The following is a 21,557-nucleotide window of genomic DNA, read 5'->3' as shown; positions in this document are numbered from 1 at the left end:
GTTGCTGTAAACAGGCAGGAGAAGTTATGAAATGGGCTGCTGGAGTCAAAATCTTGTCCTTTAGTTGAACTTTTATTACTTTGTTAGCTTACTTTGCTGTAAACCAGTATGCTGCCTTCTACTAAAAGGGATCTAAATGACTGTAAATAGGTAAATGAGATGTGGAGCCTGAAAACTCCATAACTGAGGTGGCACCGCGATGACACGCCCTCACAGAATGAACTGTGCGGGCGTTTTTCTGTAGTTCTGGAGCAAGTTATGACAGTGAACAGGTGCTATCTGTTCTTGTGAAATGCGGTCATGGCTAGCAGATTGCTCCTCCTTAAACGCGTCCGATTTAAATAGAAAGAAAAAATATGCAAAAGATTTTACCAGCTGATATTTTATCGCCGATTCTAGCTTACATGCGGATTCAGGGCGACCACAAGGTGATTTTGGAAAGTATTCCGAGAGATAGCGAAACAGCTCGCTTTTCTATCCTAGCTTATAACCCAGTCTTTGAAGTTCGCTATGAAAATGGCCGGTTAACAAAGAACGGGCAAGCAATCGAGGCGGATCCATTGGACTATCTGCATGAGTTGGCAGTGAAAAAAGATCATCATTCAGACCTGCCTTTTGGTGGTGGAGCCATCGGCTTTGTAGGTTACGATATGATTTCCCTCTATGAGGAGATTGGCCAGATTCCAGCTGATGTGATTGGAACGCCGGATATGCACTTTTTCGTCTATGAGAGTTACATGGTTTTTGACCATAAAAAAGACAAGGTCTATATCGTTGAGGAGGCGCTCTACAGTGATAGAAGCGAAGCTGATTTGGCTACTAGTCTGGAGCGTATCATGACTGAGCTGGCGCAGCCTGCGGCAGATGAATTTTCATCGCTGGAACTGTCCAGTTTGAACTTCCAGAGCCATATCGAGCAGACAGCTTTTGAAAAAATGGTGGAAGAAGCGCGGAGCTTGATTCGGCAGGGCGACATGTTCCAATGTGTGCTCAGTCAGCGGTTTTCAGCAGAGTATTCTGGTAAACCACTGGATTACTATCGCAATCTGCGCGTGACCAACCCTTCCAACTATCTCTACTTTTATGACTTCGGGGATTATCAGATTATCGGAGCCAGTCCAGAAAGTCTGGTCTCTGTCAAGCAGGGTCAGGTTACGACCAATCCTATCGCTGGAACCAGACCGCGTGGGAAGGATGAAAGAGAAGATAAGGCCTTGGCAGAGGAGTTGCTGGCTGACGAGAAGGAAGTGGCTGAACACCGTATGTTAGTTGATTTGGGGCGTAATGATATCGGTAAAATTGTCCAGAATAAGAGCGTGGAGATCACGAAGTACATGGAAGTAGAGTATTTCCGCTATGTCATGCATCTGACTAGTGTGGTCCGTGGTCAGCTTCTGCCTCAACTGACAGCCATGGATGCGCTCAAGTCAACCCTGCCAGCTGGTACCGTCTCGGGCGCGCCTAAGATTCGAGCTATGAAGCGAATTTATGAGCTGGAGCAGGAAAAGCGTGGTATTTATGCGGGTGCTATTGGCTATCTGTCTGCGACAGGCGATATGGATGTTGCTATTGCTATCCGAACCATGATTTTGAAAAATGGCAGAGCTTACGTTCAAGCTGGAGCGGGTATTGTTTATGACTCAATCCCTACTAATGAATACCAAGAAACCATCAACAAGGCCAAATCAATGACCAAGATAGGAGAGATGCAATGATTTTATTGATTGATAATTATGATTCTTTTACTTACAATCTAGCCCAGTATATCGGCAATTTTGCAGAAGTTAAGGTCTTGCGAAATGATGATGTAGGTCTTTATCAAGCAGCAGAAGAAGCTGATGCTTTGGTTCTGTCTCCGGGTCCAGGCTGGCCAGCGGATGCAGGACGGATGGAAGAACTTATCCGCGATTTTGCTGGCAAAAAGCCGATTTTAGGGATTTGCTTGGGGCATCAAGCCATTGCAGAAGTATTTGGCGGAAAGCTAGGTTTGGCTCCCAAAGTCATGCATGGCAAGCAAAGTATTCTGCGCTTTGAGGGGGAATCTCCTATCTATCAGGGAATAGAGGATGGGCAGCCGGTCATGCGCTATCATTCGATTTTGATTGAGGAGATGCCGGAGGATTTTGAAGTGACAGCTCGAGCGGCTGATGATAACTCAATCATGGCTATCCAGCACAAGAGTCTGCCCATTTATGGTTTTCAGTATCATCCTGAAAGTATTGGCACGCCGGACGGCTTGTCGTCTATCAAGAACTTCATCGACTTAGTAAAGTAAAGGAGCGTGTATGAAAGAGATTATTGCAAAACTAGCTGATTTTAAGGATTTAAGCAGCGCTGAGATGACAGATGTGATTGAGCGTATTGTCACCGGACGGGTGACAGAGTCTCAAATTGTAGCCTTCTTACTGGGGCTCAAGATGAAGGGGGAGACGATTGAGGAACGAACGGCTTTGGCTCAGGTAATGCGAGGCCATGCTAAGCAGATTCCGACCACTATCCGCACTGCCATGGACAATTGCGGTACGGGCGGGGACAAGTCTTTCAGCTTCAATGTTTCAACTACAGCAGCTTTTGTACTGGCAGGTGGCGGGATTAAGATGGCCAAGCACGGCAATCGCTCCATTTCTTCTAAGTCAGGATCAGCTGATGTGTTAGAAGCTCTGGGTATCAATCTAGACTTGGACGCTGCTAGCTTGGGCAAGGTTTTTGAGCAGACAGGTATCGTCTTTCTCTTCGCAAAGAATATGCACCCAGCCATGAAATACATCATGCCAGCCCGTCTTAGCCTAGGTATTCCCACTATCATGAACCTAACTGGTCCGCTTATCCATCCCATGAGTCTAGAAACTCAGCTTTTGGGGAGCAGCCGGCCGGATATGCTAGAGAGTACGGCAGAGGTCTTGAAAAATATGGGTCGCAAACGTGCAGTAGTCGTGTCAGGTCCAGATGGTCTGGATGAGGCGGGTCTTCATGGCCGAACCCAGTATGCTCTGCTGGAAAATGGACAAATCAGCCTGCACAGCTTTCTGCCGTCAGATGTTTACATGGAAGAAATACCTCTTGAAGCGATTCGTGGGGGTAATGCCAAGGAAAATGCAGAAATTCTGCTATCTGTCCTGCAAAATCAAGCCAGTCCCTATCTAGAAACGGCAGTTCTGAATGCGGGATTGGGATTTTATGCTAATGGGAAATCAGACAGCACAGAAGAAGGAATAGTTCTAGCCCGCCAAGTGATTGCTAGCGGCGCAGCCTATGAAAAACTCAAGCAACTACAGGAGTATCAGAAATGAGCAAAGAATTTCTCCCGACCATTCTAAAGCAAAAAGAGCAGGAAGTGGCGGCCATGTCCTACGAAGAGCTGCAACCTATGCGTTCGACCTATTCCCTCTATGAGTATCTTAAAAGCCATCCTCAAGAGCTGCAGCTGATTGCTGAGGTCAAAAAAGCCAGCCCCAGTCTGGGAGATATTAATCTCGGTGTGGATATTGTGGAGCAGGCTTGCACCTATGAACGATGCGGTGCAGCTATGATTTCGGTCCTGACAGATGAGATTTTCTTCAAAGGACATCTGGATTACCTGAGAGAGATTTCCAGTCAAGTGACCATTCCAACCCTCAATAAGGACTTTATCATTGATGAAAAGCAGATTATTCGTGCCCGAAATGCAGGAGCGACGGTTATTCTTCTGATCGTGGCTGCCTTGTCTGAAAAGCGGCTGCAAGAACTCTACGATTTTGCGACAGGTCTAGGCTTGGAAGTTCTGGTCGAAACCCATAATCTGGCGGAGCTGGAAATTGCCCATAGAATAGGTGCACAGATAATCGGTGTTAATAACCGCAATCTAGTTACTTTTGAGACAGATATAAATACCAGTATCCAGCTGTCTGCCCATTTCAAAGATGGCAGGGTTTACGTATCAGAATCCGCTATTTTCAGCAAGGAAGATGCTGAGCTAGTAGCTCCTTATTTCCATGCGGTTTTAGTTGGAACAGCCCTGATGCAGGCTGAGGATGTGGCAGAAAAAATCAAGGAGCTAAAAATTGACAAAGATTAAGATTTGCGGCTTATCAACGGCCAGTGCTGTGGAAACTGCATGTCAGGCTGGTGCAGATTACATTGGATTTGTCTTTGCTGAGAGCCGTCGAAGAGTTAGTTTGGAGCAAGCTCAGAAGTTAGCTACCTTGGTGCCGCCTGCTGTCCGAAAGGTAGGAGTTTTCGTCTCTCCGAGCTTGGCAGAGCTGCTTGAAGCTATTTCAGTGGCAAATCTAGATTTGGTGCAGATTCATGGCGATTTTGATGAAGAGCTCCTGACTCAGGTTGGCCGGCCGGTTATTCGAGCTTATCAGGTCAGTGGAGCGTTAAAAGATGTCAGCCAACAGTCGGACTATCTGCTATTTGATGCACCAGTTGCTGGTAGTGGTCAGACCTTTGACTGGCAAGCTTTTGACAAGAATCAAATCCAACAGCCCTTCTTTATCGCCGGTGGTTTGAATTCAGGAAATGTCCGAGAAGCGATTCAGCACTTCGCCCCTTATGCAGTTGATGTCTCAAGCGGGGTTGAGACTGACGGCCAGAAGGACTTAGAAAAGATAACAGAATTTATAGAAAGAGTGAAAGATGGCATATAATCAACCCAATCAAGAAGGATTTTATGGTGAGTTTGGCGGACGCTTTGTTCCCGAAACGCTGATGACAGCAGTTTTGGAGCTGGATAAAGCCTACCGTGAGAGTAAAAAAGACCCAGCCTTTCAGGCTGAGCTGGAAGAGTTGCTGAAGCAGTATGTAGGGCGAGAAAATCCTCTCTATTTTGCAAAAAATCTGACAGCTTATGCTGGCGGTGCTAAGATTTATCTGAAGCGGGAAGACCTCAACCATACCGGGGCACATAAAATCAATAATGCCCTAGGGCAGGTCCTATTGGCCAAGCGGATGGGCAAGAAGAAAATCATTGCAGAGACTGGTGCGGGTCAGCACGGAGTGGCCACCGCCACAGCTGCAGCACTTTTCAACATGGACTGTACTATCTATATGGGTGAAGAAGATGTCAAGCGCCAAGCCCTCAATGTCTTTCGGATGGAACTTTTAGGAGCCAAGGTGGAGTCTGTGACTGATGGTTCTCGAGTCCTCAAGGATGCAGTCAATGCTGCCTTGCGAGCTTGGGTAGCTCAGGTCGATGATACTCACTATATTATGGGCTCAGCTTTAGGACCTCATCCTTTCCCAGAGATTGTCCGCGACTATCAGAGCGTGATTGGGCGTGAGGCCAAGCGCCAGTTTGCTGAGCAAAATGCAGGTGCCCTGCCAGATGCTTTAGTAGCCTGCGTTGGCGGTGGTTCCAATGCTATTGGACTCTTTTATCCCTTTGTAGACGATAGTACAGTGGCTATGTATGGAACAGAAGCAGCTGGGCGAGGCGTGGATACTGATGAACATGCTGCGACCTTAACCAAGGGCCGCCCAGGGGTTTTGCACGGTGCCTTGATGGATGTCTTGCAGGATGAGCAAGGACAGATTCTGGAAGCTTTCTCTATCTCTGCCGGGCTGGACTATCCGGGCATCGGTCCCGAACATTCTCATTTTAATGCTATTCAGCGCGCCACTTATGTCCCAGTCACAGATGAAGAAGCCTTGGAAGCCTTCCAGCTCCTGTCTCGTATCGAAGGGATTATCCCTGCTCTAGAGTCTAGCCACGCTATTGCTTACGCAGTTAAGCTGGCTAAGGAGTTGGGACCAGATAAGTCAATGATTGTCTGCCTATCCGGCCGTGGTGATAAGGATGTCGTTCAGGTAAAGGAACGCTTGGAAAGTGAAACGGCTCAAAAAGGAGGTGCCCATGACTAAAACACTCACTCAGCATTTAGAAACCATCCAAAAAGCAGGCAAGGGAATTTTCCTTCCTTATATCATGGCTGGTGATCACGAGAAAGGTTTAGCAGGATTAGCAGAAACTATCTCATTTTTGGAAAACTTGGGTGTGTCAGCCATTGAAATCGGTCTGCCATTTTCAGATCCTGTTGCAGATGGGCCAGTTATTGAAGAAGCCGGTCTGAGAAGTCTGGGGCACCATACTTCGGCCAAGTCTTTAGTTGCAAGCTTGCAGAATTTGGACACTCAGCTGCCTCTCATTATCATGACCTACTTCAATCCTATTTTCCAATACGGTCTCAAAGATTTTGTCAAGGATTTGGCTATGACACCGGTTAAAGGATTGATTATTCCAGATCTGCCTTATGAGCACAGGAATTTTATCTTGCCTTTACTGGAAGATTCAGATATTGCTCTAATTCCTTTAGTGAGCCTGACGACTGGCCTAGAACGTCAGCAGGAGCTGATCAAGGAAGCTGAAGGTTTTATCTACGCTGTAGCCATCAATGGTGTGACAGGTAAGAGCGGAAGCTACCGCAATGATTTGGACCAGCACTTGAGCAAGCTTCGTGATATTGCAGAGATTCCAGTACTGACGGGCTTTGGCGTTTCGACTTTAGAGGATGTTGACCGCTTCAATCAAGTCTCAGATGGAGTCATTGTTGGATCCAAGATTGTCAAAGCTCTTCATGAAAAGGATGCCGGTATAGCAACCTTTATCCAAGAAGCAGCAGCTTATAAGAAATAATCACCACCACACCAAACAAAAGACAAGGTACAAATGCTAGCCTGTCTTTTTTCTTTTTAAAGCAAAAACAGGCGAGACCGGAGAAGCTAGCGATTTGGATAAGAATGAGAATCTCTGTCAGGCTGAAAATAGCTGAGCAGGAAGCGAGAAATAGAAAGTCGCCAGCTCCAATACGAAGATTATAAAAGAAGGCTAGAAGTCCTAGGGCTAAAAAGAAGAGCATGAGAGGATTGACACTTGCTGTCATCATCAGTGAAAGCTGAAAAAACAGCCAGACCATCAGGGGATATTGCTGCTCTCTTTGATCGTAGATGGCTAGGGTCAAGCCCATGGTGAGTAGTAGGAGTTGACTGATGGAAATCGTGCCAAGTGAGGTTGCCAGAAAAAGACCGCCCAAGATGCATTCAAAAAATAAATAGCGTAAGGGAATCTTGTCTCCACAGAAGCGGCAACGAAGAAGATTTAAGATTTGAGAAAAAATAGGAATCAAATCACGCGGTGCCAATCTTTTCCCGCAGGCATTGCAATGGCTAGCAGGAGTGATGATAGAATGCTCTGGAAAACGGTCGATGACCAAGCCTAGGAAGGAGGCGAAAATAGTGCCAAGGAGAAAAAAGTATAGATGAATCATACTTATTTATTCGTAATGTCAAACAGAAAAATTCTGAAATTTTGCAACTTTTCTAATAAAGTCTTTTTTTGAATCTTTTGTCTTGACTTTCTTATTTAGAAGCATTATAATTAAATCATAATCTAAAAAGATTAGAATCATTATAAATAAAAACGAGGTAAATAAAATGACACAAGTAAAAAATGGTGCAGCAACTGACGTAGCAACTTTCAGCAATCAAAAGGCTTTGCCAAAGACTAAGGCTATTCTTAATCAAGTAGTGGCAGACCTTTATACGGCTCATATCGCTCTTCACCAAGTTCACTGGTATATGCGTGGCGCAGGCTTCATGGTTTGGCATCCAAAAATGGATGAATACATGGAAACTTTGGATACGACTTTGGATGAAGTCAGCGAGCGCTTGATTACATTGGGAGGCAAGCCTTATTCTACCTTGACTGAGTTTATCCAACACAGCAAGATTGAAGAAAAAGCTGGTGAATTCAGCAAGGATGTAGAAGAAAGTCTGGCGCGTGTGATTGAGATTTTCCGTTATCTGACAGGTCTTTACCAAGAAGCTTTGGATGTAACAGACGAAGAAGGGGACGATGTAACCAATGATATCTTTGTCGGTGCCAAGGCAGACCTTGAAAAGACTATCTGGATGCTGACAGCTGAAATTGGTCAAGCACCAGGTTTATAAAAAATGCTCCATGCCAAGCAGAAAGGAAATAGGCTTTCCTTTCTGCTTTTTTCATCTTGAAAAGCGTTGGAAAATCTGATAAAATATAGCTCATGAAAACCCTGTATGATGTTCAGCAATTTCTTAAAAGTTTCGGAATCATTATCTATATGGGCAAACGTCTTTATGATATTGAAATGATGAAAATCGAGCTGAAGAGAATTTACGATGCCGGTCTAATGGATAAGCTAGCTTATTTTGAGGCAGAGGCTGTCTTGCGCCGAGAACATCGCTTAGAGTTAGAATATTTAGAAAAGAAAAAGGAGACTTGAGATGACAATTTGGATTTTGTGGGCGGTGCTTTTGGGAATACTTGGCTGGATGGGCTTTAATTATCTGCGCCTTCGTCAGGCAGCAAAAATCTTGGATAACGGGGAATTTGAAGACTTGATTCGCCAAGGGCAGTTGGTTGATCTGCGGGATCCATCTGATTTTCACCGGAAGCATATCTTAGGTGCTCGCAATATTCCATCTCAGCAGCTCAAGGATAGTGTTGGTGCACTTCGCAAGGACAAGGCTGTTCTCCTCTATGAAAATAGTCGTGGGCAGCGCGTAACCAATGCGGCTCTGTATCTGAAAAAACAAGGATTTAAAGAAATCTATATTCTTTCTTATGGGTTGGATTCTTGGAATGGCAAGGTGAAGACTAGTTAACATAAATCAAAAATTTATCGCATTATATATACAAAGTCAGTTTCTTATGTTACAATAAATTAATATTAATTTTAAGGAGTTTTTAGAACATGCAAGAAAAGAAAAAATCCTCACTCGTTTTAGGTATCCTATCTATCATCTTTGGTTTTTTCATTCCATTGGCAGGTCTTATTTTAGGTATCATTGGTTTGGTGTTAGCTAATTCACATCAAAAAGAGTCTAAATTAGACTATAAAACAGAAAAAATTCTGGGTATCGTAGGGATTGTAATTTCCGTAATTGTTTGGATTCTAAATGTCATGGTACTTATGAATGGAGTAGGATAGTAACAAAAAAAGCTTTATTTTTTAAAGCTTTTTTTGTTTTACCAACTTTTCTCTAAATATTTTTTAATAATACCTAATTCTTCTTGGTTTAAAGGACGGTAATCTCCTGTTGCTAGGTCTGGGTCTAATGTAAAATCCCCAAACTGAATCCGCTTGAGATAAACGACCTTGACACCAACTGCCAGAAACATCTTTTTGATCTGGTGGAATTTTCCCTCGGAAATCTTGACGGTAGCACAGCTCAGATTAGAGCTGCTAGAGAGGATAGAGAGTTGGGCAGGTTGGCAGGTGGTGCCGTCTAAAAAGCGAATGCCTTCTTGAAAGGCAATTTTTTCCTGCGAGGTTAAAGGTTCATTGACTTCTACATAGTAAGTTTTTTCGACATGATATTGAGGGTGCAGCAGCTGAAATCCCAAAGGACCATTGTCGGTAATTAGAAGAAGCCCTTCGGTATCTCTATCCAGCCGTCCGATAGAGTAAAGATTTCCTTTCTCTACTACCTTATCCAGCAAATCCAGAACAGTCAATTTTTCAGCATCGCGATTAGCTGTGACTACGCCGGCTGGTTTATTCAGCATGTAGTAACGGTGGGCAGGGCCGCTGACCTGCTTTCCTTGAAAAGTAATCTGCTGCAGGCCGGTATCAACGTTTTGGCTGAGTTTGCAGGCGGGCTTACCATCCACAAAAATCTGTTTTTGTAAAAGGCTTTGTTTCATCTTTTTTCGGCTGATATGATTGGCAGCCAGCATTTGGTCGAGGCGCATCTGTTTTCCTTCTTTTTTCTAAATCATATCATAAATTTTCAGGATGAGAAATGCAAATCCTCATGGCGCTCCCATATTTTTTAATGAAAACATTTACACTTATCAAAGCTGTGTTTTTTGCCTGCGTCTGTGGTATAATTGTTCAGTTAGAAATAAAATTTAAAAATTCAGAGGAAATCATGACAAAATTAAGAGAAGATATTCGCAATATCGCCATTATCGCTCACGTTGACCACGGGAAAACAACCTTAGTTGATGAGTTGCTGAAACAATCTCATACACTAGATGAGCGTAAAGAGCTGCAAGAGCGGGCAATGGACTCAAACGATATTGAAAAGGAGCGCGGTATTACCATCTTGGCTAAAAATACAGCCGTGGCTTACGAAGGTACTCGTATCAATATCATGGATACACCAGGGCACGCGGACTTCGGTGGTGAAGTAGAGCGGATTATGAAGATGGTAGACGGGGTTGTTCTGGTTGTGGACGCCTACGAAGGAACTATGCCTCAGACCCGCTTTGTATTGAAAAAAGCCTTGGAGCAAGACCTTGTTCCTATCGTAGTTGTGAACAAAATCGATAAGCCGTCTGCTCGTCCATCAGAAGTAGTGGATGAAGTATTGGAACTCTTTATTGAGCTTGGAGCGGATGATGACCAGCTGGACTTCCCAGTGGTTTATGCTTCCGCTATCAATGGAACCTCATCTATGTCTGACGATCCAGCTGATCAAGAGCACACCATGGCACCGATTTTTGATACCATCATTGACCATATCCCAGCACCAGTGGATAATTCTGACGAACCTTTCCAATTCCAAGTGTCACTCTTGGACTACAATGACTTCGTCGGCCGTATTGGTATCGGCCGTGTCTTCCGTGGTACTGTTAAGGTTGGTGACCAAGTAACCCTTTCTAAACTAGACGGCACTACCAAGAACTTCCGTGTGACCAAGCTCTTTGGTTTCTTTGGTTTGGAGCGTCGTGAAATCAACGAAGCCAAAGCGGGTGACTTGATTGCTGTTTCAGGTATGGAAGATATCTTTGTCGGAGAAACTATTACTCCGACCGATGCGGTAGAAGCTCTACCAATTCTGCATATTGATGAGCCGACTCTGCAGATGACCTTCTTGGTCAATAACTCACCTTTCGCCGGTCGCGAAGGAAAATGGGTAACTTCTCGTAAGGTTGAAGAACGGCTGCAGGCTGAACTGCAAACAGATGTATCTCTGCGTGTTGAACCAACTGATTCACCAGACAAGTGGATTGTTTCAGGTCGTGGTGAATTGCACTTGTCAATTCTGATTGAAACCATGCGTCGTGAAGGGTATGAGCTGCAAGTATCTCGTCCAGAAGTTATCGTGAAAGAAATCGACGGTGTTAAATGTGAGCCATTTGAGCGCGTCCAAATCGACACACCTGAAGAATATCAAGGCTCGGTCATCCAAAGCCTTTCTGAGCGCAAGGGTGAAATGCTGGATATGGTGGCTACAGGAAATGGTCAGACTCGCTTGGTCTTCTTGGTTCCTGCCCGTGGTTTGATTGGTTACTCAACTGAGTTCTTATCCATGACTCGTGGTTACGGTATCATGAACCATACCTTTGATCAATACCTACCACTTATTCCAGGTGAAATTGGTGGCCGCCACCGCGGTGCCTTGGTATCTATCGATGCTGGTAAGGCAACGACCTACTCTATCATGTCTATTGAAGAGCGCGGAACCATCTTTGTCAACCCAGGTACTGAGGTTTACGAAGGAATGATTATTGGTGAAAACTCTCGTGAAAATGACTTGACTGTTAATATCACCAAAGCTAAGCAAATGACCAACGTTCGTTCTGCTACGAAGGACCAGACAGCAGTCATCAAGACACCGCGCATTTTGACCTTAGAAGAATCCTTGGAATTCTTGAATGACGACGAATACATGGAAGTAACGCCAGAATCTATTCGTCTGCGCAAGCAAATTTTAAATAAACAAGAACGCGAAAAAGCCAATAAAAAGAAAAAATCAGCTGCAGCTGAATAATTAAAAAGGAAAGGAGCAGCAATATGGTTTATCTTATCATTGGGATTTTAATCCTCTTTTTCTACATTTTTGCTGTTCCATCTAGTATTAAAGGCACTGTTAATGCTGTGACCATGGTTTTACTGATTGTGGCCTTGATTATCTTATTCGGCTTAGGCATTTTTCAGATTTTCCAATTGCCAGCTGAATATTTTGTAGGATTTGGCCTATCCGTAGTGACCGTCTTGGCTTTGCGGGATATTAATCGTCTCAAGCCGCCTAAGAAATCAAAAAAGAATTTTGATGAAGAATAATAAATGAGCAAGAACTTAGGAAGTCGGATAGACGTTTTGAGTTTTTGCTCTTTTTTTTTACAAAAACAATAGGTTTATGTTTTATTTGATTGTGGGAATTCTCATTCTCTTATTTTACATTTTTGCTGCTCCGCCTAGCATTCGCGGAACACTCAATGTAGTGACGCTGGTGCTTATCTTGGTTGTCTTGCTCATCCTCTTAACTCTAGCAGCTTTCCGAATTTTCCAGCTGCCTAGCGAAATCTTCGTCAGCATTGGCGTGACCTTTCTTGCTTATTTTGCCTTGCGGGATTTAGCGAGAATGCCCGTCAAGAAAAAAGAAAAGAAAAACCTATAAAAGCGGTCTTGCTTTTATAGGTTCTTTTTATGCTCCAAAATGCTGGTGCAAGATAGCAAAGTAGTCTTCTGGATTGTGGAGAAATGGGAAGTGGCCGCTGTTTTTAATGGTGAACACCTGAGCGCTGGGATAGCGGCTGATGACAAAGTGCATGCTAGCACCAAAAATATCATTGTCACCGAAAGTCACGGTAATAGGAAAAGCAGGATGTTCTAGGCGGGGCAAGAGAGGATAGGCCATAATTTCCTTTCTTGTCTGATTGCCTGCCCGGACTGAAACATTGCTCAAGTTAAACGTCACATCGCGAAAGGCTGGATAGTCGGCATTGTAATTGCGAGCAACCTGACGATAGAGAGCCTGCGAAGCCTTGGAACTGCCAAGACCTCCCAGCAGAGAATAGATTCCCATTTTCAGCCATTCGATAGTCGTGCAGTGATTTTTATTGTAATTCATCATTTCCTTTTCCATTTGTTTCCACTGCTTGCCCGTGCCTGTTCCCGGCGAGGAAAGAAAGAGACTAAGGAGCCGCTCAGGGATTTTGCTGGCGTAGATTTGCGCGTACAATCCACCCCAGGAATGCCCCAAAAGGTGAAATTTATCTACATTGAAGTGGTCGGCGATTGTGTTGATGTCTGCAATGTAGGCCTCCATGCTGTAGTCGCCACTCGGACAGGGCGATTTCCTCGTTCCCCGCTGGTGAAAGACAATCAGTTGATAATCTTTTTCGAGCTTAGGGATAAAGAGCTTGAAGTCATCAGGCGTTCCCGGTCCACCGTGCAGCAGGATAATCGTTTCCTTGTCAGGATTGGGATAGCAAACGGTGTAGAGTTGGTCGGAGCCGTTTTGAATCATTGTTTCGATTTTTTGAGAATGGGTCATAACTTTCCTTTCTTTTAGTAGAGCGTCCACCACTGATATAGGCTCCAGTAGAGGAGATTGAGAACGACGATAAGTGAAGCACTGCTGGTCAAGTAGGTCAAGATTTTTCGACCCTTGCTCACTTGGAATTTTGAGCGCAGGAAGATGGGCAGCGCAGCATTGACCAGAAAAATCAGTGCTAAGAAGGCAAAGAGAATGGTTTGCCAGCGATAATCGGGCATGTACTTGCCCGAAACGGCAACGATGACGAGACCTACTAGATTGACTAGGCTAACCAAAATCAGTCCGCAAGTGCCATAATGCCAAATTTTCCAACTTCTTGGAGTCGCTCTTTTACTTTCTTTCCCAAAAAGCAAGCGATACACCTTACCCAAAGCAGCTAACAAAAGAACAAGCACAGCATAAACAACTGCGAGACCCAGCAGAGCGACAGAACCATAATCCTTTACCACCTCCCAAAGCGAGAGCTTTTCTAAATGATTATAGGTTGTTTCAACTTCTGTTCGTCCTTGGCGATGTTGCCAAAGCCAGTAGTTGCTGAGTAGCAGATGACCGTCTTTGATCACATCTTTCACATAAAAAGTATAAACAGGAGTAAGGCGCGAAATAGAGGTCGGGCCTTGCTGAATGGAGCGGGAAGTCCGATACATGCCCTCCTGAAAGTCTTTTTGAGACTGGTTAGGGGCTTGCTTTTTCTTGCCAAAGACTAAATCGGGCAGACCGAAAGAAAAGGTGGCTTCTTCTCTCTGATTTACCATGGTAACCATGCCGATACCCGACTTGAAATCCAGCGAAATCATGGTTGAAAAACCGGCAAAAGAATGACCGCCGTGCCCTAAAATAGAGCCTATCTCATACTCTGTCACCCAAAAGCCGTGGGCATTCTTAGCGACTGCTTTATCTGAGAATGTAGAAGTTGTCTGATACAGTTCATTCCAGGTTTCTGGGCGCTTAAAGAGCTTTTCCTTTCTCAAAAGAGCTTGCGCGAACCGCTTGAAATCGTCAAAAGTCCCTGTCGCCTGCCCCGCTGGATAAATATCCGCGGGAAGCAATTTATCTAGATATAAACTTCCGTTTGTATCATAGGTTTTCTCACCCTGCCGCTTGTCTCGGACATAGGTATTGTCCGACAAATCAGGTAAGAGAGCGGTATGGTTCATGCCCAAAGGCTGGAAAATATGCTCGTGGACATAAGCCGCAAAGTCCTGTCCGCTGATGCGCTCCACGATGTAGCCTGCTAGAGCTGTACTGTAATTGGAATAGGATGTCACCGTCCCTGGCTCATAAGTTTGAGCGGGCTGGCTTTTTAGTAATTCTTCCAAGCTCTTGCCTGCTCCTGTGCTCAGCGGCGTTTCATCAAAACCCGCTTGGTGGTTCATGAGGTCAAGCATGGTAATGGGCTTGTCGTATTTGAGGTGTTTCAGGAAATCCTTGGGCAGATACTCTTTTATATCTGTTTTTAGGTCAATTTTTCCTTCTTCCCAGAGCTGCATGACGCTGAGCCAGACGGTCAGTTTGGTGGCAGAGCCCCACTCGAAAACTGAACTGTCGTCCACAGCCAGCTTCTTTTCCTTGTCCATATAGCCAAAGTTCTTTTGGTAAATGGTTTGGCCGTCCTTATCAAAGACTGCTGCCGCCAGTCCCGCGCTGGTTTTTTCGTGTTCCTTGTGGAAATTTTCAATTTTCTGACCGATTTGGTCATAAGGCGTGCCCGACGGCAATTTTTGCTGGTCAGCTCGAACTTGCGCTGCTCCAAAAGCCACCAAGCCACATGTTACCAGCGCCACAGCGCTTTTCAAAAATGATGTTTTCATGATTGCCTCCTTAGAATTTAAACTGCCTTCCCCTTTGCACCCTTATCCTAACAAAAGGGCAGCGCCAAATCTACCCTTTTTCGGTAAGTGGTAAGTTTCTGCAGGTAAGTGGTAGAAAAAGTGGGGGGGAAGTGCTAAACAAAACCAGCATTGCTATCATAGCAATGCTGGTTTATATCTGTTTGATGACTATTTAAACCAAATCCGCCATCTTGCCCAGAGCTGCATGACACTGACCCAGACGGTGATTTTGGTCGTTGACCCTCCCACTCGAAGACCGGGTTGTCATCCACCGCTTGCTTATTTTCCTTGTCCATATAGCCAAAGTTGTTTTGGTAAATGGTCTGTCCGTCCTTGTCAATGACGGTCGTCGCCATACCAGCACTGTTTTTTTCGTGCTCCTTGTAGTAGTCCTCAATCTTCTGACCGATTTGGTCGTAGGATGTGCCCGACGGCAATTTCTGCTGGTCAGCTTGAACATGACCCGCTCCTAGAGCGAGCAAGCCACAAGTTACTAGCGCTACAGCGCTTTTCAAAAATGATTTTTTTCATCATTGTCCTCCTTTTAATTTGGTTACACTTCCAGTTTAAAGGACAAACTTCAAATATTTATAAAGTATTTCTAAAATATTTCTAAAATTTTTTGAAAATGAAGATGAAAACGAGTAGGTAGAACGGTCATTTTTCAGTTAAGGGTTACTCCCTTCTTTTATTTATTCGTCAAATTTATCGGATTTACAGTCATTCTAACGTTTTTACAAGGCCTTGGCGTCTGCTTTTTTCTTGACCAGATAAGCGATGAAAAGGCAAATCAAGGTCATCGTGATTGGCTCCAGGATCCCTCCTACGACAGGAATGGCAGCCGTTCCAACTAAAAGTGGATTGCTGTCGCTACTTAAGGTCGTCCGCAGGAAAGTCGGACCGCTCTCAACAAGGCCAAAGATATTTGTAAGGGTCAGATTGTAAAGAGCATGGGTCGCCGCCACCAGCCAGAGATTATCGGTCAGGGCAAAAAGGAGGGAAAAGAGAACGCCCGACAAGGTCACGCTCAGGATGTAAGAGAAAGGAGCGCCGCCCTTGAATGTGTGCATGAGACCAAAGAAGAGATTGCCTAGGGCAATAGCTGGGACAAGCCCCATTTTGGTGCGGAGCTTGTTCAGGACAAAGCCGCGGTAAATGACTTCTTCGGCTAAGGCCTCCAAGAAAATCATAAGGAGCAAATAGGGCCAGAGTGCGAGATTAAATTGATTTCCTAGTCGAAAATGGAGCTGACCAGCTAGCGCATTAACGCCAATAATTGCCGTTGTCGTCAAGAATCCTATAACTGCTCCAAACAGGAGATTTTTGCCCAGCTTTTCCCACCAGAGACCAAAGCTCGCAAGACTGCGGTGCTCCCAAAACTTAGCCACAAGGAGAAGGGGAAGAGCACTGATACCATGAAATAGAAGGGTGCTCACTTCTTCTAATACGAGTTGATTAGAAACATTGATAAAGGGTTGTATCAGCCATTGAGACAAGAGCCCGCTGAGCAACATGCCCAGACCGAGCGCCAGAAAAGCTAGAGGCATGCTCAGCCACCAGTTTTTCGCCCCTGCTTCTTCTTGCAAAGTTTCTAGACTAGAGGAATGATGTGTCGCTTGATAAATATGTGCCATATGTTTTCCTTTCTAAATAAGAATTTTCGATACTGTCAATAATTTTGTGTAAACACTCTAGTAGAGTTATGTAGTTTTAATCAAATAAGCTTTCAAGTGTGTCAGAACATTGGCCAAACCCTTTATGGATTCGTTGACTTTGCTTGAAATTATAATCTTCAAACAAAGTAACTAAGTAACGTTTCAGAGCCTCCTCGTTAGGAAAAAGAACCTTCTTTTTCGTTTGACGTTTGATTTCTTTGTTAAGAGACTCAATGAGGTTTGTCGAATAAATGCTGTGCCAAATCTGGTAGGAAAACCTCCTATTGATAAAAAGCGAGTGTCGTTTGGATGAGTGATGTCAGCTCTTTCTTGTCTGCTGGATAAATTTTCTGCCGGACTAAAAGACTGATGCCGAAGACAAAACTCCCCAAGTGCATGAAAACCTGATTGAAGTCGTAGTCGCCGTCAAGTGACTGGATAAATTCCTCTATTTTCTCCTTATTATAGTCAAAAGAGGCGACTCTTTTTTCCAGCTCCATTTGCCCTGTATCATCATTTTGCGTAGCTAGGCTGTATTTGCTGAGAAATAGAAAATCGAAAAAATTTGCATGGACTTGAGAGTAGTTGATAAACTGTAGAGCCAGCTGTAGAATTTTCTCTCGGGGCGCTTGGTCTTCTTTTTCCGACTCTTTTAGAAAATCAGCAAAATGTTTGGAAATGATTGGAACCAAAGCGAACATCAAATCGTCCTTGTTTTTGAAATGGCGGTAGCTAGCCACATGGCTGACCTTGCAGCTACTTGCTAACTTCCGAAGCGACAGGTCTTGCCAGCCATGAGCAGCAATGCTATCAAAGCCAGCCTGCAATAATAGTTCTTTTAAAGGCGGCTTTTTTTCTGCCAATTTTCCTCCTCCTTTCGAGATGTTTTTGCTAGTTACCGCTGGTAACTTCTTTCTATGATTAGTATAACACTTTCAAAAACAAAAATGCAAAAAAAAGACAAAATTTTTCTTCTATTACTATATATTTCAAAAGATTGCAGGAAGATGAAAACTTATCATTTTTCTCAAATCTTCTGCCCTTGCCCCTTTTTTATTTCCACAAAAAAAGGTAAAATAGAATGAAGTATGAATGGAAGAGGTTGCTTATGAAAAATATAGCAAATTTTGCCAATAAGAAGGTCTTGGTCCTAGGATTGGCCAAGTCGGGTGAGTCAGCTGCTCGCCTTTTAGATAAATTAGGAGCTATCGTGACAGTTAACGATGGGAAGACTTTCGAGGAAAATCCTGCTGCTCAATCCTTGCTAGAAGAAGGTATAAAAGTGGTGACAGGAGGTCATCCTTTGGAGTTGCTGGACGAAGACTTTGAACTGATGGTGAAAAATCCGGGTATTCCTTATGACAATGACATGGTCGTTCGAGCTCTGGAGAAGAAGATTCCAGTCATTACTGAAGTCGAGTTGGCTTATCTGATTTCTGAAGCACCGATTATTGGTATTACGGGTTCAAATGGTAAGACGACGACCACAACCATGATTGCGCAAGTCTTGACAGCTGGCGGTCAAAATGGTCTCTTGTCTGGTAATATCGGCTTTCCTGCCAGTCAAGTAGCTCAAACAGCCAGCAGCAAGGATACACTGGTCATGGAACTGTCTTCCTTCCAGTTGATGGGAATTGAAACTTTTCATCCGCGAATCGCTGTTATCACCAACCTCATGCCGACTCATTTGGATTATCACGGCTCTGTTGAGGAATATGCAGCAGCCAAGTGGAATATCCAGAAAAACATGACAGCTGATGATTATCTGGTTTTGAATTTCAATCAAGACTGGGCCAAGGAAATGGCTAGCCAGACTCAGGTTACTGTTGTGCCTTTTTCAACGACTGAAAAGGTGGATGGTGCCTATTTAGAGGGTGATGTCTTGACCTTCCGTGGAGAGGCGATTATGCAGGCGGCTGAAATCGGCGTTCCTGGCAGTCATAATGTTGAAAATGCTCTGGCTACGATTGCAGTAGCCAAGCTGCGTGGTATTGACAATCAGACGATCAAAGAAGTCTTGTCAGCTTTTGGGGGAGTTAAGCATCGTCTCCAGTATGTGGGGCAAGTAAATGAGGTTGCCTTTTACAATGACAGCAAGTCTACCAATATATTAGCAACGCAGAAAGCCCTATCTGGTTTTGACAATAGCAAGGTGATTCTGATTGCTGGTGGCTTGGACCGTGGCAATGAATTTGACGAGTTGGTGCCTGATATTAAAGGGCTCAAGAAAATGGTGATCTTAGGACAATCAGCTCCGCGTGTAAAGAGAGCGGCTGATCAGGCTGGCGTTTCTTATCTGGATGCGACTGATGTCCGAGATGCAGCTCATAAGGCCTTTGATCAAGCGAAGCCAGGAGACATTGTCTTGCTTAGTCCTGCCAATGCCAGCTGGGATATGTATAGTAATTTTGAAGTCCGTGGCGATGAGTTTCTCGCTGCATTTGAAGAATTAAAAGGTTAAAATGAAAAAGATTGTATTTACAGGCGGAGGAACGGTTGGGCATGTAACTCTCAACCTTCTCCTGATTCCGAAATTTATCAAAGAAGGCTGGCAGGTCCACTATATTGGTGATAAGCATGGGATTGAGTATCAGGAAATCCAAAAGTCTGGACTGGACGTGACCTTCCATTCGGTAGCTACGGGTAAGCTTCGTCGCTATTTTTCATGGCAGAATCTGCTGGATGGCTTTAAGGTCGTCTGGGGCATTTTCCAATCGCTGGGCATTATGCTGAAAGTGCGTCCGCAGGCTCTCTTTTCAAAGGGTGGCTTTGTATCTGTTCCGCCCGTGATTGCAGCCCGACTATCCGGAGTGCCCGTCTATGTTCATGAGTCGGATCTATCTATTGGCTTGGCCAATAAAATCGCCTATAAGTGTGCGACCAAGATGTATGCGACCTTTGAGCAAAGTTCCAGTTTGACCAAGATTGAGCATGTCGGCGCTGTGACCAAGGTCGGCAACCAAGAGTCAGTCCTACCGCAGGAACTGGAAGAAATCCGTCAGTATTTTGATAAAGAGCTGCCCACCCTGCTTTTTGTCGGTGGTTCTGCTGGTGCTAAGGTCTTTAATGACTTTGTCAGCAAAAATCAAGCTGCGCTGACCGAGCGTTATAATATCATCAATCTGACTGGTGATGAGAGTTTGGATGTTCTGTCTGACCGTCTCTTTCGCAGAGCCTATGTAACCGACCTCTACCAGCCTTTGATGGACTTGGCAGATGTAGTGGTGACCCGCGGCGGGTCCAATACAATCTTTGAGCTCTTGGCCATGGCCAAGCTGCATATTATCGTTCCTCTGGGACGCGAAGCCAGCCGCGGCGATCAGATTGAAAATGCCGATTATTTTGTGAAAAAGGGATATGCCAAGCAATTGGCAGAGGAAGAGCTGGATATGAGCAATTTACAGACAGCCCTTGATGACCTTTTGGCTAATCAAGCTTCTTATCATCAAGCTATGCAAAACTCTCAGGAAATCAAGTCTGTAGATGAATTTTATGCTTTATTGAAAGCGGATATTGACAAAGGAAAGAAATGAGCAAGAAAAACCACGACGAGCCAAAGGAAGAGGTAAGTGAGCCCCTCTCTGAATGGCAGAAACGAAACAAAGAATATCTTGAAAAGAAGGCTCAGGAAGAGGCCAGCAAACAAAAGGAGCTGGAAGAAGAGGAAGCAAAAGAAGCTGAAGCTGAGGACTCAATTGAAGGCGGAGAAATAGCTGAAGAGACGGAAGAAGATGACTCATCTTATGAAGAGGAAGAAACAGAATATTTGGAAGATGACTCATCTGAAGCTGAGCTAGAGACCGAATTGAGCGAGAAAGAGCGCAAAAAACTGGAGAAACTTCAGAAAAAGGCAGAAAAAGGAGCTGCTAAGATTCGTATCTTGAGGATTCATATTTATCGAGCACTGCCGGTTTTGCTGGGCAGTGGCTTGATTTTTCTCCTGTCAGTTTATTTTTTGACGCCACTGGCGACCATGAAGACAATCGAATTTTCAGGGAACCAAATGGTCAGTCAGGAAGACCTGCTCAAAAGTAGTAAGATTGATGAGAAGGACTATACTTTAACAACCTTTATCAATGGCGGCAATCATATCCGCAATATGAAAGCTTCTAGTCCTTGGATTAACAACCTGGAGATGGCTTATAAGTTTCCCATTACCTTTCAGGTAAAGGTCAAGGAGTACGGAGTTCTGGCCTATCTGCATGAGGGTGGCCAATACTATCCTATTCTGACAAATGGAGAGGTTATTTCGGACCCAACTGCTGCAGATTCTTTGCCAGAAACCCATATTTCGATAGAGTTTTCAGACAAAAAATTGATTAAGGAATTTGCCCTTCAAATTGAAAAGGTACCGGCTTCGGTCAAGAAAAATATTAAGACAGTTCAGCTGACTCCAAGTAAGGTGACACCGGACTTGGTTACGCTGACCATGCATGATGGCAATAAAATCTTGGTACCAATTTCACATATCGCCAAAAAATTGCCATATTACAAGGGAATCCAATCGCAGTTGGAAGAGGATGTACCTAGTGTTGTAGATATGGAGGCTGGGATTTTCAGTTACGTGGAAGGGGCTCAAAACGAGTCGTCTTCTTCTGACGAAGAAAAGCAGAGAACAGAAGAGGAGCCGACGGGACAGCAAACAGAGCAAGCGGCTGAGCAGGTGACAGAAAGTCAGGAAGAAGAACCTGCAGAGTCGCAAAATTCGACAGAAAACCCGGTAAATAACGAAAATCGCTAAATTATATGTAGAAAAACTGCACATTTTCATTTTCTTTATGTTATAATAAAGCTTGGGTAACTCTAATTTTTAGCGTTATTA

23 protein-coding genes and 2 pseudogenes are annotated in these 21,557 nt (G+C 44.3%); 17 read left to right on the top strand and 8 right to left on the bottom strand.

The window, feature by feature from the left end:
- The first annotated feature begins 356 nt into the window (after positions 1–356).
- From trpE to trpA, 7 genes are read left to right on the top strand one after another with little or no spacing between them, the layout of a single operon-like run.
- A complete protein-coding gene (gene trpE / locus ELZ47_RS08620; protein WP_125330624.1) occupies positions 357–1,715 on the top strand; it encodes an anthranilate synthase component I in 1,359 nt (452 codons plus the stop codon).
- Positions 1,712–2,275: an aminodeoxychorismate/anthranilate synthase component II gene (locus ELZ47_RS08615; RefSeq protein WP_125330623.1), complete on the top strand. Its 564-nt coding sequence runs from the start codon at positions 1,712–1,714 to the stop codon at positions 2,273–2,275. The genes trpE and ELZ47_RS08615 overlap by 4 nt, the downstream gene beginning before the upstream one ends.
- A gap of 10 nt (positions 2,276–2,285) precedes the next feature.
- Positions 2,286–3,290 carry an anthranilate phosphoribosyltransferase gene (gene trpD, locus ELZ47_RS08610; RefSeq protein ID WP_125330622.1) on the top strand — a complete coding sequence of 335 codons (1,005 nt, stop codon included), beginning with the start codon at positions 2,286–2,288 and terminating at the stop codon, positions 3,288–3,290.
- Positions 3,287–4,054: an indole-3-glycerol phosphate synthase TrpC gene (gene trpC / locus ELZ47_RS08605; RefSeq protein WP_125330621.1), complete on the top strand. Its 768-nt coding sequence runs from the start codon at positions 3,287–3,289 to the stop codon at positions 4,052–4,054. The genes trpD and trpC overlap by 4 nt, the downstream gene beginning before the upstream one ends.
- Entirely contained in the window at positions 4,041–4,628 is a 588-nt protein-coding gene (locus ELZ47_RS08600) for a phosphoribosylanthranilate isomerase (RefSeq protein WP_125330620.1), read from the top strand. Before trpC ends, ELZ47_RS08600 begins: the two co-directional genes overlap by 14 nt.
- Positions 4,618–5,841 (top strand): tryptophan synthase subunit beta, encoded by a 1,224-nt coding sequence (gene trpB, locus ELZ47_RS08595; protein WP_125330619.1) that lies wholly within the window; start codon positions 4,618–4,620, stop codon positions 5,839–5,841. The genes ELZ47_RS08600 and trpB overlap by 11 nt, the downstream gene beginning before the upstream one ends.
- The gene (trpA, locus tag ELZ47_RS08590; RefSeq protein ID WP_125330618.1) at positions 5,834–6,613 is read left to right on the top strand and encodes a tryptophan synthase subunit alpha; all 780 of its coding nucleotides are present in this window, start codon (positions 5,834–5,836) and stop codon (positions 6,611–6,613) included. Before trpB ends, trpA begins: the two co-directional genes overlap by 8 nt.
- Here trpA and ELZ47_RS08585 read toward each other — a convergent pair.
- Positions 6,582–7,244 carry a prepilin peptidase gene (locus tag ELZ47_RS08585; RefSeq protein WP_125330617.1) on the bottom strand — a complete coding sequence of 221 codons (663 nt, stop codon included), beginning with the start codon at positions 7,242–7,244 and terminating at the stop codon, positions 6,582–6,584. The two genes, trpA and ELZ47_RS08585, sit on opposite strands and share 32 nt — an antisense overlap.
- Positions 7,245–7,410: 166 nt before the next feature.
- On the opposite strand from ELZ47_RS08585, the gene ELZ47_RS08575 reads away from it, so the two are divergent.
- The 4 genes from ELZ47_RS08575 to ELZ47_RS08560 all read left to right on the top strand — a co-directional run bounded on the left by ELZ47_RS08575 (position 7,411) and on the right by ELZ47_RS08560 (position 8,945).
- Complete coding sequence (locus tag ELZ47_RS08575) at positions 7,411–7,926, top strand: Dps family protein (protein ID WP_125330616.1); 516 nt, start codon at positions 7,411–7,413, stop codon at positions 7,924–7,926.
- A gap of 92 nt (positions 7,927–8,018) precedes the next feature.
- Positions 8,019–8,237 (top strand): YqgQ family protein, encoded by a 219-nt coding sequence (locus ELZ47_RS08570; RefSeq protein WP_002898045.1) that lies wholly within the window; start codon positions 8,019–8,021, stop codon positions 8,235–8,237.
- 1 nt (position 8,238) lies between these two features.
- On the top strand, positions 8,239–8,619 hold the full coding sequence (locus ELZ47_RS08565) for a rhodanese-like domain-containing protein (protein WP_002917553.1): 381 nt from the start codon (positions 8,239–8,241) through the stop codon (positions 8,617–8,619).
- Positions 8,620–8,708: 89 nt separating this feature from the next.
- Entirely contained in the window at positions 8,709–8,945 is a 237-nt protein-coding gene (locus tag ELZ47_RS08560) for a DUF4190 domain-containing protein (protein ID WP_002898043.1), read from the top strand.
- 38 nt (positions 8,946–8,983) lie between these two features.
- On the opposite strand, the gene ELZ47_RS08555 is transcribed toward ELZ47_RS08560, so the two are convergent.
- The gene (locus tag ELZ47_RS08555) at positions 8,984–9,709 is read right to left on the bottom strand and encodes a 16S rRNA pseudouridine(516) synthase (protein ID WP_125330615.1); all 726 of its coding nucleotides are present in this window, start codon (positions 9,707–9,709) and stop codon (positions 8,984–8,986) included.
- Between the two features lie 179 nt (positions 9,710–9,888).
- On the opposite strand from ELZ47_RS08555, the gene typA reads away from it, so the two are divergent.
- From typA to ELZ47_RS08540, 3 genes are all read left to right on the top strand, one after another.
- Complete coding sequence (gene typA / locus ELZ47_RS08550; RefSeq protein WP_125330614.1) at positions 9,889–11,736, top strand: translational GTPase TypA; 1,848 nt, start codon at positions 9,889–9,891, stop codon at positions 11,734–11,736.
- Between the two features lie 23 nt (positions 11,737–11,759).
- Complete coding sequence (locus ELZ47_RS08545; RefSeq protein WP_002929675.1) at positions 11,760–12,029, top strand: DUF3165 family protein; 270 nt, start codon at positions 11,760–11,762, stop codon at positions 12,027–12,029.
- Positions 12,030–12,105: 76 nt separating this feature from the next.
- Complete coding sequence (locus tag ELZ47_RS08540; protein WP_002929676.1) at positions 12,106–12,366, top strand: DUF3165 family protein; 261 nt, start codon at positions 12,106–12,108, stop codon at positions 12,364–12,366.
- A gap of 27 nt (positions 12,367–12,393) precedes the next feature.
- Here the strand turns inward: ELZ47_RS08540 and ELZ47_RS08535 are convergent, their stop codons facing one another.
- From ELZ47_RS08535 to ELZ47_RS12000, 6 genes and pseudogenes are all read right to left on the bottom strand, one after another.
- Positions 12,394–13,245 (bottom strand): alpha/beta fold hydrolase, encoded by an 852-nt coding sequence (locus ELZ47_RS08535; RefSeq protein ID WP_126435810.1) that lies wholly within the window; start codon positions 13,243–13,245, stop codon positions 12,394–12,396.
- 14 nt (positions 13,246–13,259) lie between these two features.
- On the bottom strand, positions 13,260–15,059 hold the full coding sequence (locus ELZ47_RS08530) for a serine hydrolase domain-containing protein (protein ID WP_126435809.1): 1,800 nt from the start codon (positions 15,057–15,059) through the stop codon (positions 13,260–13,262).
- A gap of 201 nt (positions 15,060–15,260) precedes the next feature.
- Positions 15,261–15,562, bottom strand: a pseudogene (locus tag ELZ47_RS08525) (serine hydrolase); the annotation flags it as partial.
- 252 nt (positions 15,563–15,814) lie between these two features.
- Positions 15,815–16,714 carry a CPBP family intramembrane glutamic endopeptidase gene (locus tag ELZ47_RS08520; RefSeq protein WP_002929682.1) on the bottom strand — a complete coding sequence of 300 codons (900 nt, stop codon included), beginning with the start codon at positions 16,712–16,714 and terminating at the stop codon, positions 15,815–15,817.
- A 76-nt stretch (positions 16,715–16,790) separates the two neighbouring features.
- Positions 16,791–17,012: pseudogene (locus tag ELZ47_RS08515) on the bottom strand (transposase); the annotation flags it as partial.
- A gap of 4 nt (positions 17,013–17,016) precedes the next feature.
- Positions 17,017–17,598 carry a TetR/AcrR family transcriptional regulator gene (locus ELZ47_RS12000; RefSeq protein ID WP_232011355.1) on the bottom strand — a complete coding sequence of 194 codons (582 nt, stop codon included), beginning with the start codon at positions 17,596–17,598 and terminating at the stop codon, positions 17,017–17,019.
- A 245-nt stretch (positions 17,599–17,843) separates the two neighbouring features.
- Here ELZ47_RS12000 and murD point away from each other — a divergent pair, with 245 nt between their 5' ends.
- The 3 genes from murD to ELZ47_RS08495 are packed head-to-tail and all read left to right on the top strand — an operon-like array spanning position 17,844 to position 21,476.
- Entirely contained in the window at positions 17,844–19,196 is a 1,353-nt protein-coding gene (gene murD, locus ELZ47_RS08505) for a UDP-N-acetylmuramoyl-L-alanine--D-glutamate ligase (RefSeq protein ID WP_126435808.1), read from the top strand.
- Between the two features lies 1 nt (position 19,197).
- Entirely contained in the window at positions 19,198–20,268 is a 1,071-nt protein-coding gene (locus ELZ47_RS08500; RefSeq protein ID WP_126435807.1) for a UDP-N-acetylglucosamine--N-acetylmuramyl-(pentapeptide) pyrophosphoryl-undecaprenol N-acetylglucosamine transferase, read from the top strand.
- Positions 20,265–21,476, top strand: a complete 1,212-nt coding sequence (locus ELZ47_RS08495; protein ID WP_126435806.1) for a cell division protein FtsQ/DivIB — start codon at positions 20,265–20,267, stop codon at positions 21,474–21,476. Before ELZ47_RS08500 ends, ELZ47_RS08495 begins: the two co-directional genes overlap by 4 nt.
- Positions 21,477–21,557 lie beyond the last annotated feature (81 nt).

Source organism: Streptococcus sanguinis, assembly GCF_900635155.1.
GTDB classification, from domain to species: domain Bacteria; phylum Bacillota; class Bacilli; order Lactobacillales; family Streptococcaceae; genus Streptococcus; species Streptococcus sanguinis_G.
This window is presented reverse-complemented; position numbering and strand designations above follow the sequence as displayed.

Excerpts from the sequence above, each read along its gene's own strand:
- trpE (WP_125330624.1), top strand. The coding sequence starts at position 357 with ATGCAAAAGATTTTACCAGCTGATATTTTATCGCCGATTCTAGCTTAC.
- ELZ47_RS08615 (WP_125330623.1), top strand. The coding sequence starts at position 1,712 with ATGATTTTATTGATTGATAATTATGATTCTTTTACTTACAATCTAGCC.
- trpD (WP_125330622.1), top strand. The coding sequence starts at position 2,286 with ATGAAAGAGATTATTGCAAAACTAGCTGATTTTAAGGATTTAAGCAGC.
- trpC (WP_125330621.1), top strand. The coding sequence starts at position 3,287 with ATGAGCAAAGAATTTCTCCCGACCATTCTAAAGCAAAAAGAGCAGGAA.
- trpB (WP_125330619.1), top strand. The coding sequence starts at position 4,618 with ATGGCATATAATCAACCCAATCAAGAAGGATTTTATGGTGAGTTTGGC.
- trpA (WP_125330618.1), top strand. The coding sequence starts at position 5,834 with ATGACTAAAACACTCACTCAGCATTTAGAAACCATCCAAAAAGCAGGC.
- ELZ47_RS08585 (WP_125330617.1), bottom strand. The coding sequence starts at position 7,244 with ATGATTCATCTATACTTTTTTCTCCTTGGCACTATTTTCGCCTCCTTC.
- ELZ47_RS08575 (WP_125330616.1), top strand. The coding sequence starts at position 7,411 with ATGACACAAGTAAAAAATGGTGCAGCAACTGACGTAGCAACTTTCAGC.
- ELZ47_RS08570 (WP_002898045.1), top strand. The coding sequence starts at position 8,019 with ATGAAAACCCTGTATGATGTTCAGCAATTTCTTAAAAGTTTCGGAATC.
- ELZ47_RS08565 (WP_002917553.1), top strand. The coding sequence starts at position 8,239 with ATGACAATTTGGATTTTGTGGGCGGTGCTTTTGGGAATACTTGGCTGG.
- ELZ47_RS08560 (WP_002898043.1), top strand. The coding sequence starts at position 8,709 with ATGCAAGAAAAGAAAAAATCCTCACTCGTTTTAGGTATCCTATCTATC.
- ELZ47_RS08555 (WP_125330615.1), bottom strand. The coding sequence starts at position 9,709 with ATGCGCCTCGACCAAATGCTGGCTGCCAATCATATCAGCCGAAAAAAG.
- typA (WP_125330614.1), top strand. The coding sequence starts at position 9,889 with ATGACAAAATTAAGAGAAGATATTCGCAATATCGCCATTATCGCTCAC.
- ELZ47_RS08545 (WP_002929675.1), top strand. The coding sequence starts at position 11,760 with ATGGTTTATCTTATCATTGGGATTTTAATCCTCTTTTTCTACATTTTT.
- ELZ47_RS08540 (WP_002929676.1), top strand. The coding sequence starts at position 12,106 with ATGTTTTATTTGATTGTGGGAATTCTCATTCTCTTATTTTACATTTTT.
- ELZ47_RS08535 (WP_126435810.1), bottom strand. The coding sequence starts at position 13,245 with ATGACCCATTCTCAAAAAATCGAAACAATGATTCAAAACGGCTCCGAC.
- ELZ47_RS08530 (WP_126435809.1), bottom strand. The coding sequence starts at position 15,059 with ATGAAAACATCATTTTTGAAAAGCGCTGTGGCGCTGGTAACATGTGGC.
- ELZ47_RS08520 (WP_002929682.1), bottom strand. The coding sequence starts at position 16,714 with ATGGCACATATTTATCAAGCGACACATCATTCCTCTAGTCTAGAAACT.
- murD (WP_126435808.1), top strand. The coding sequence starts at position 17,844 with ATGAAAAATATAGCAAATTTTGCCAATAAGAAGGTCTTGGTCCTAGGA.
- ELZ47_RS08500 (WP_126435807.1), top strand. The coding sequence starts at position 19,198 with ATGAAAAAGATTGTATTTACAGGCGGAGGAACGGTTGGGCATGTAACT.
- ELZ47_RS08495 (WP_126435806.1), top strand. The coding sequence starts at position 20,265 with ATGAGCAAGAAAAACCACGACGAGCCAAAGGAAGAGGTAAGTGAGCCC.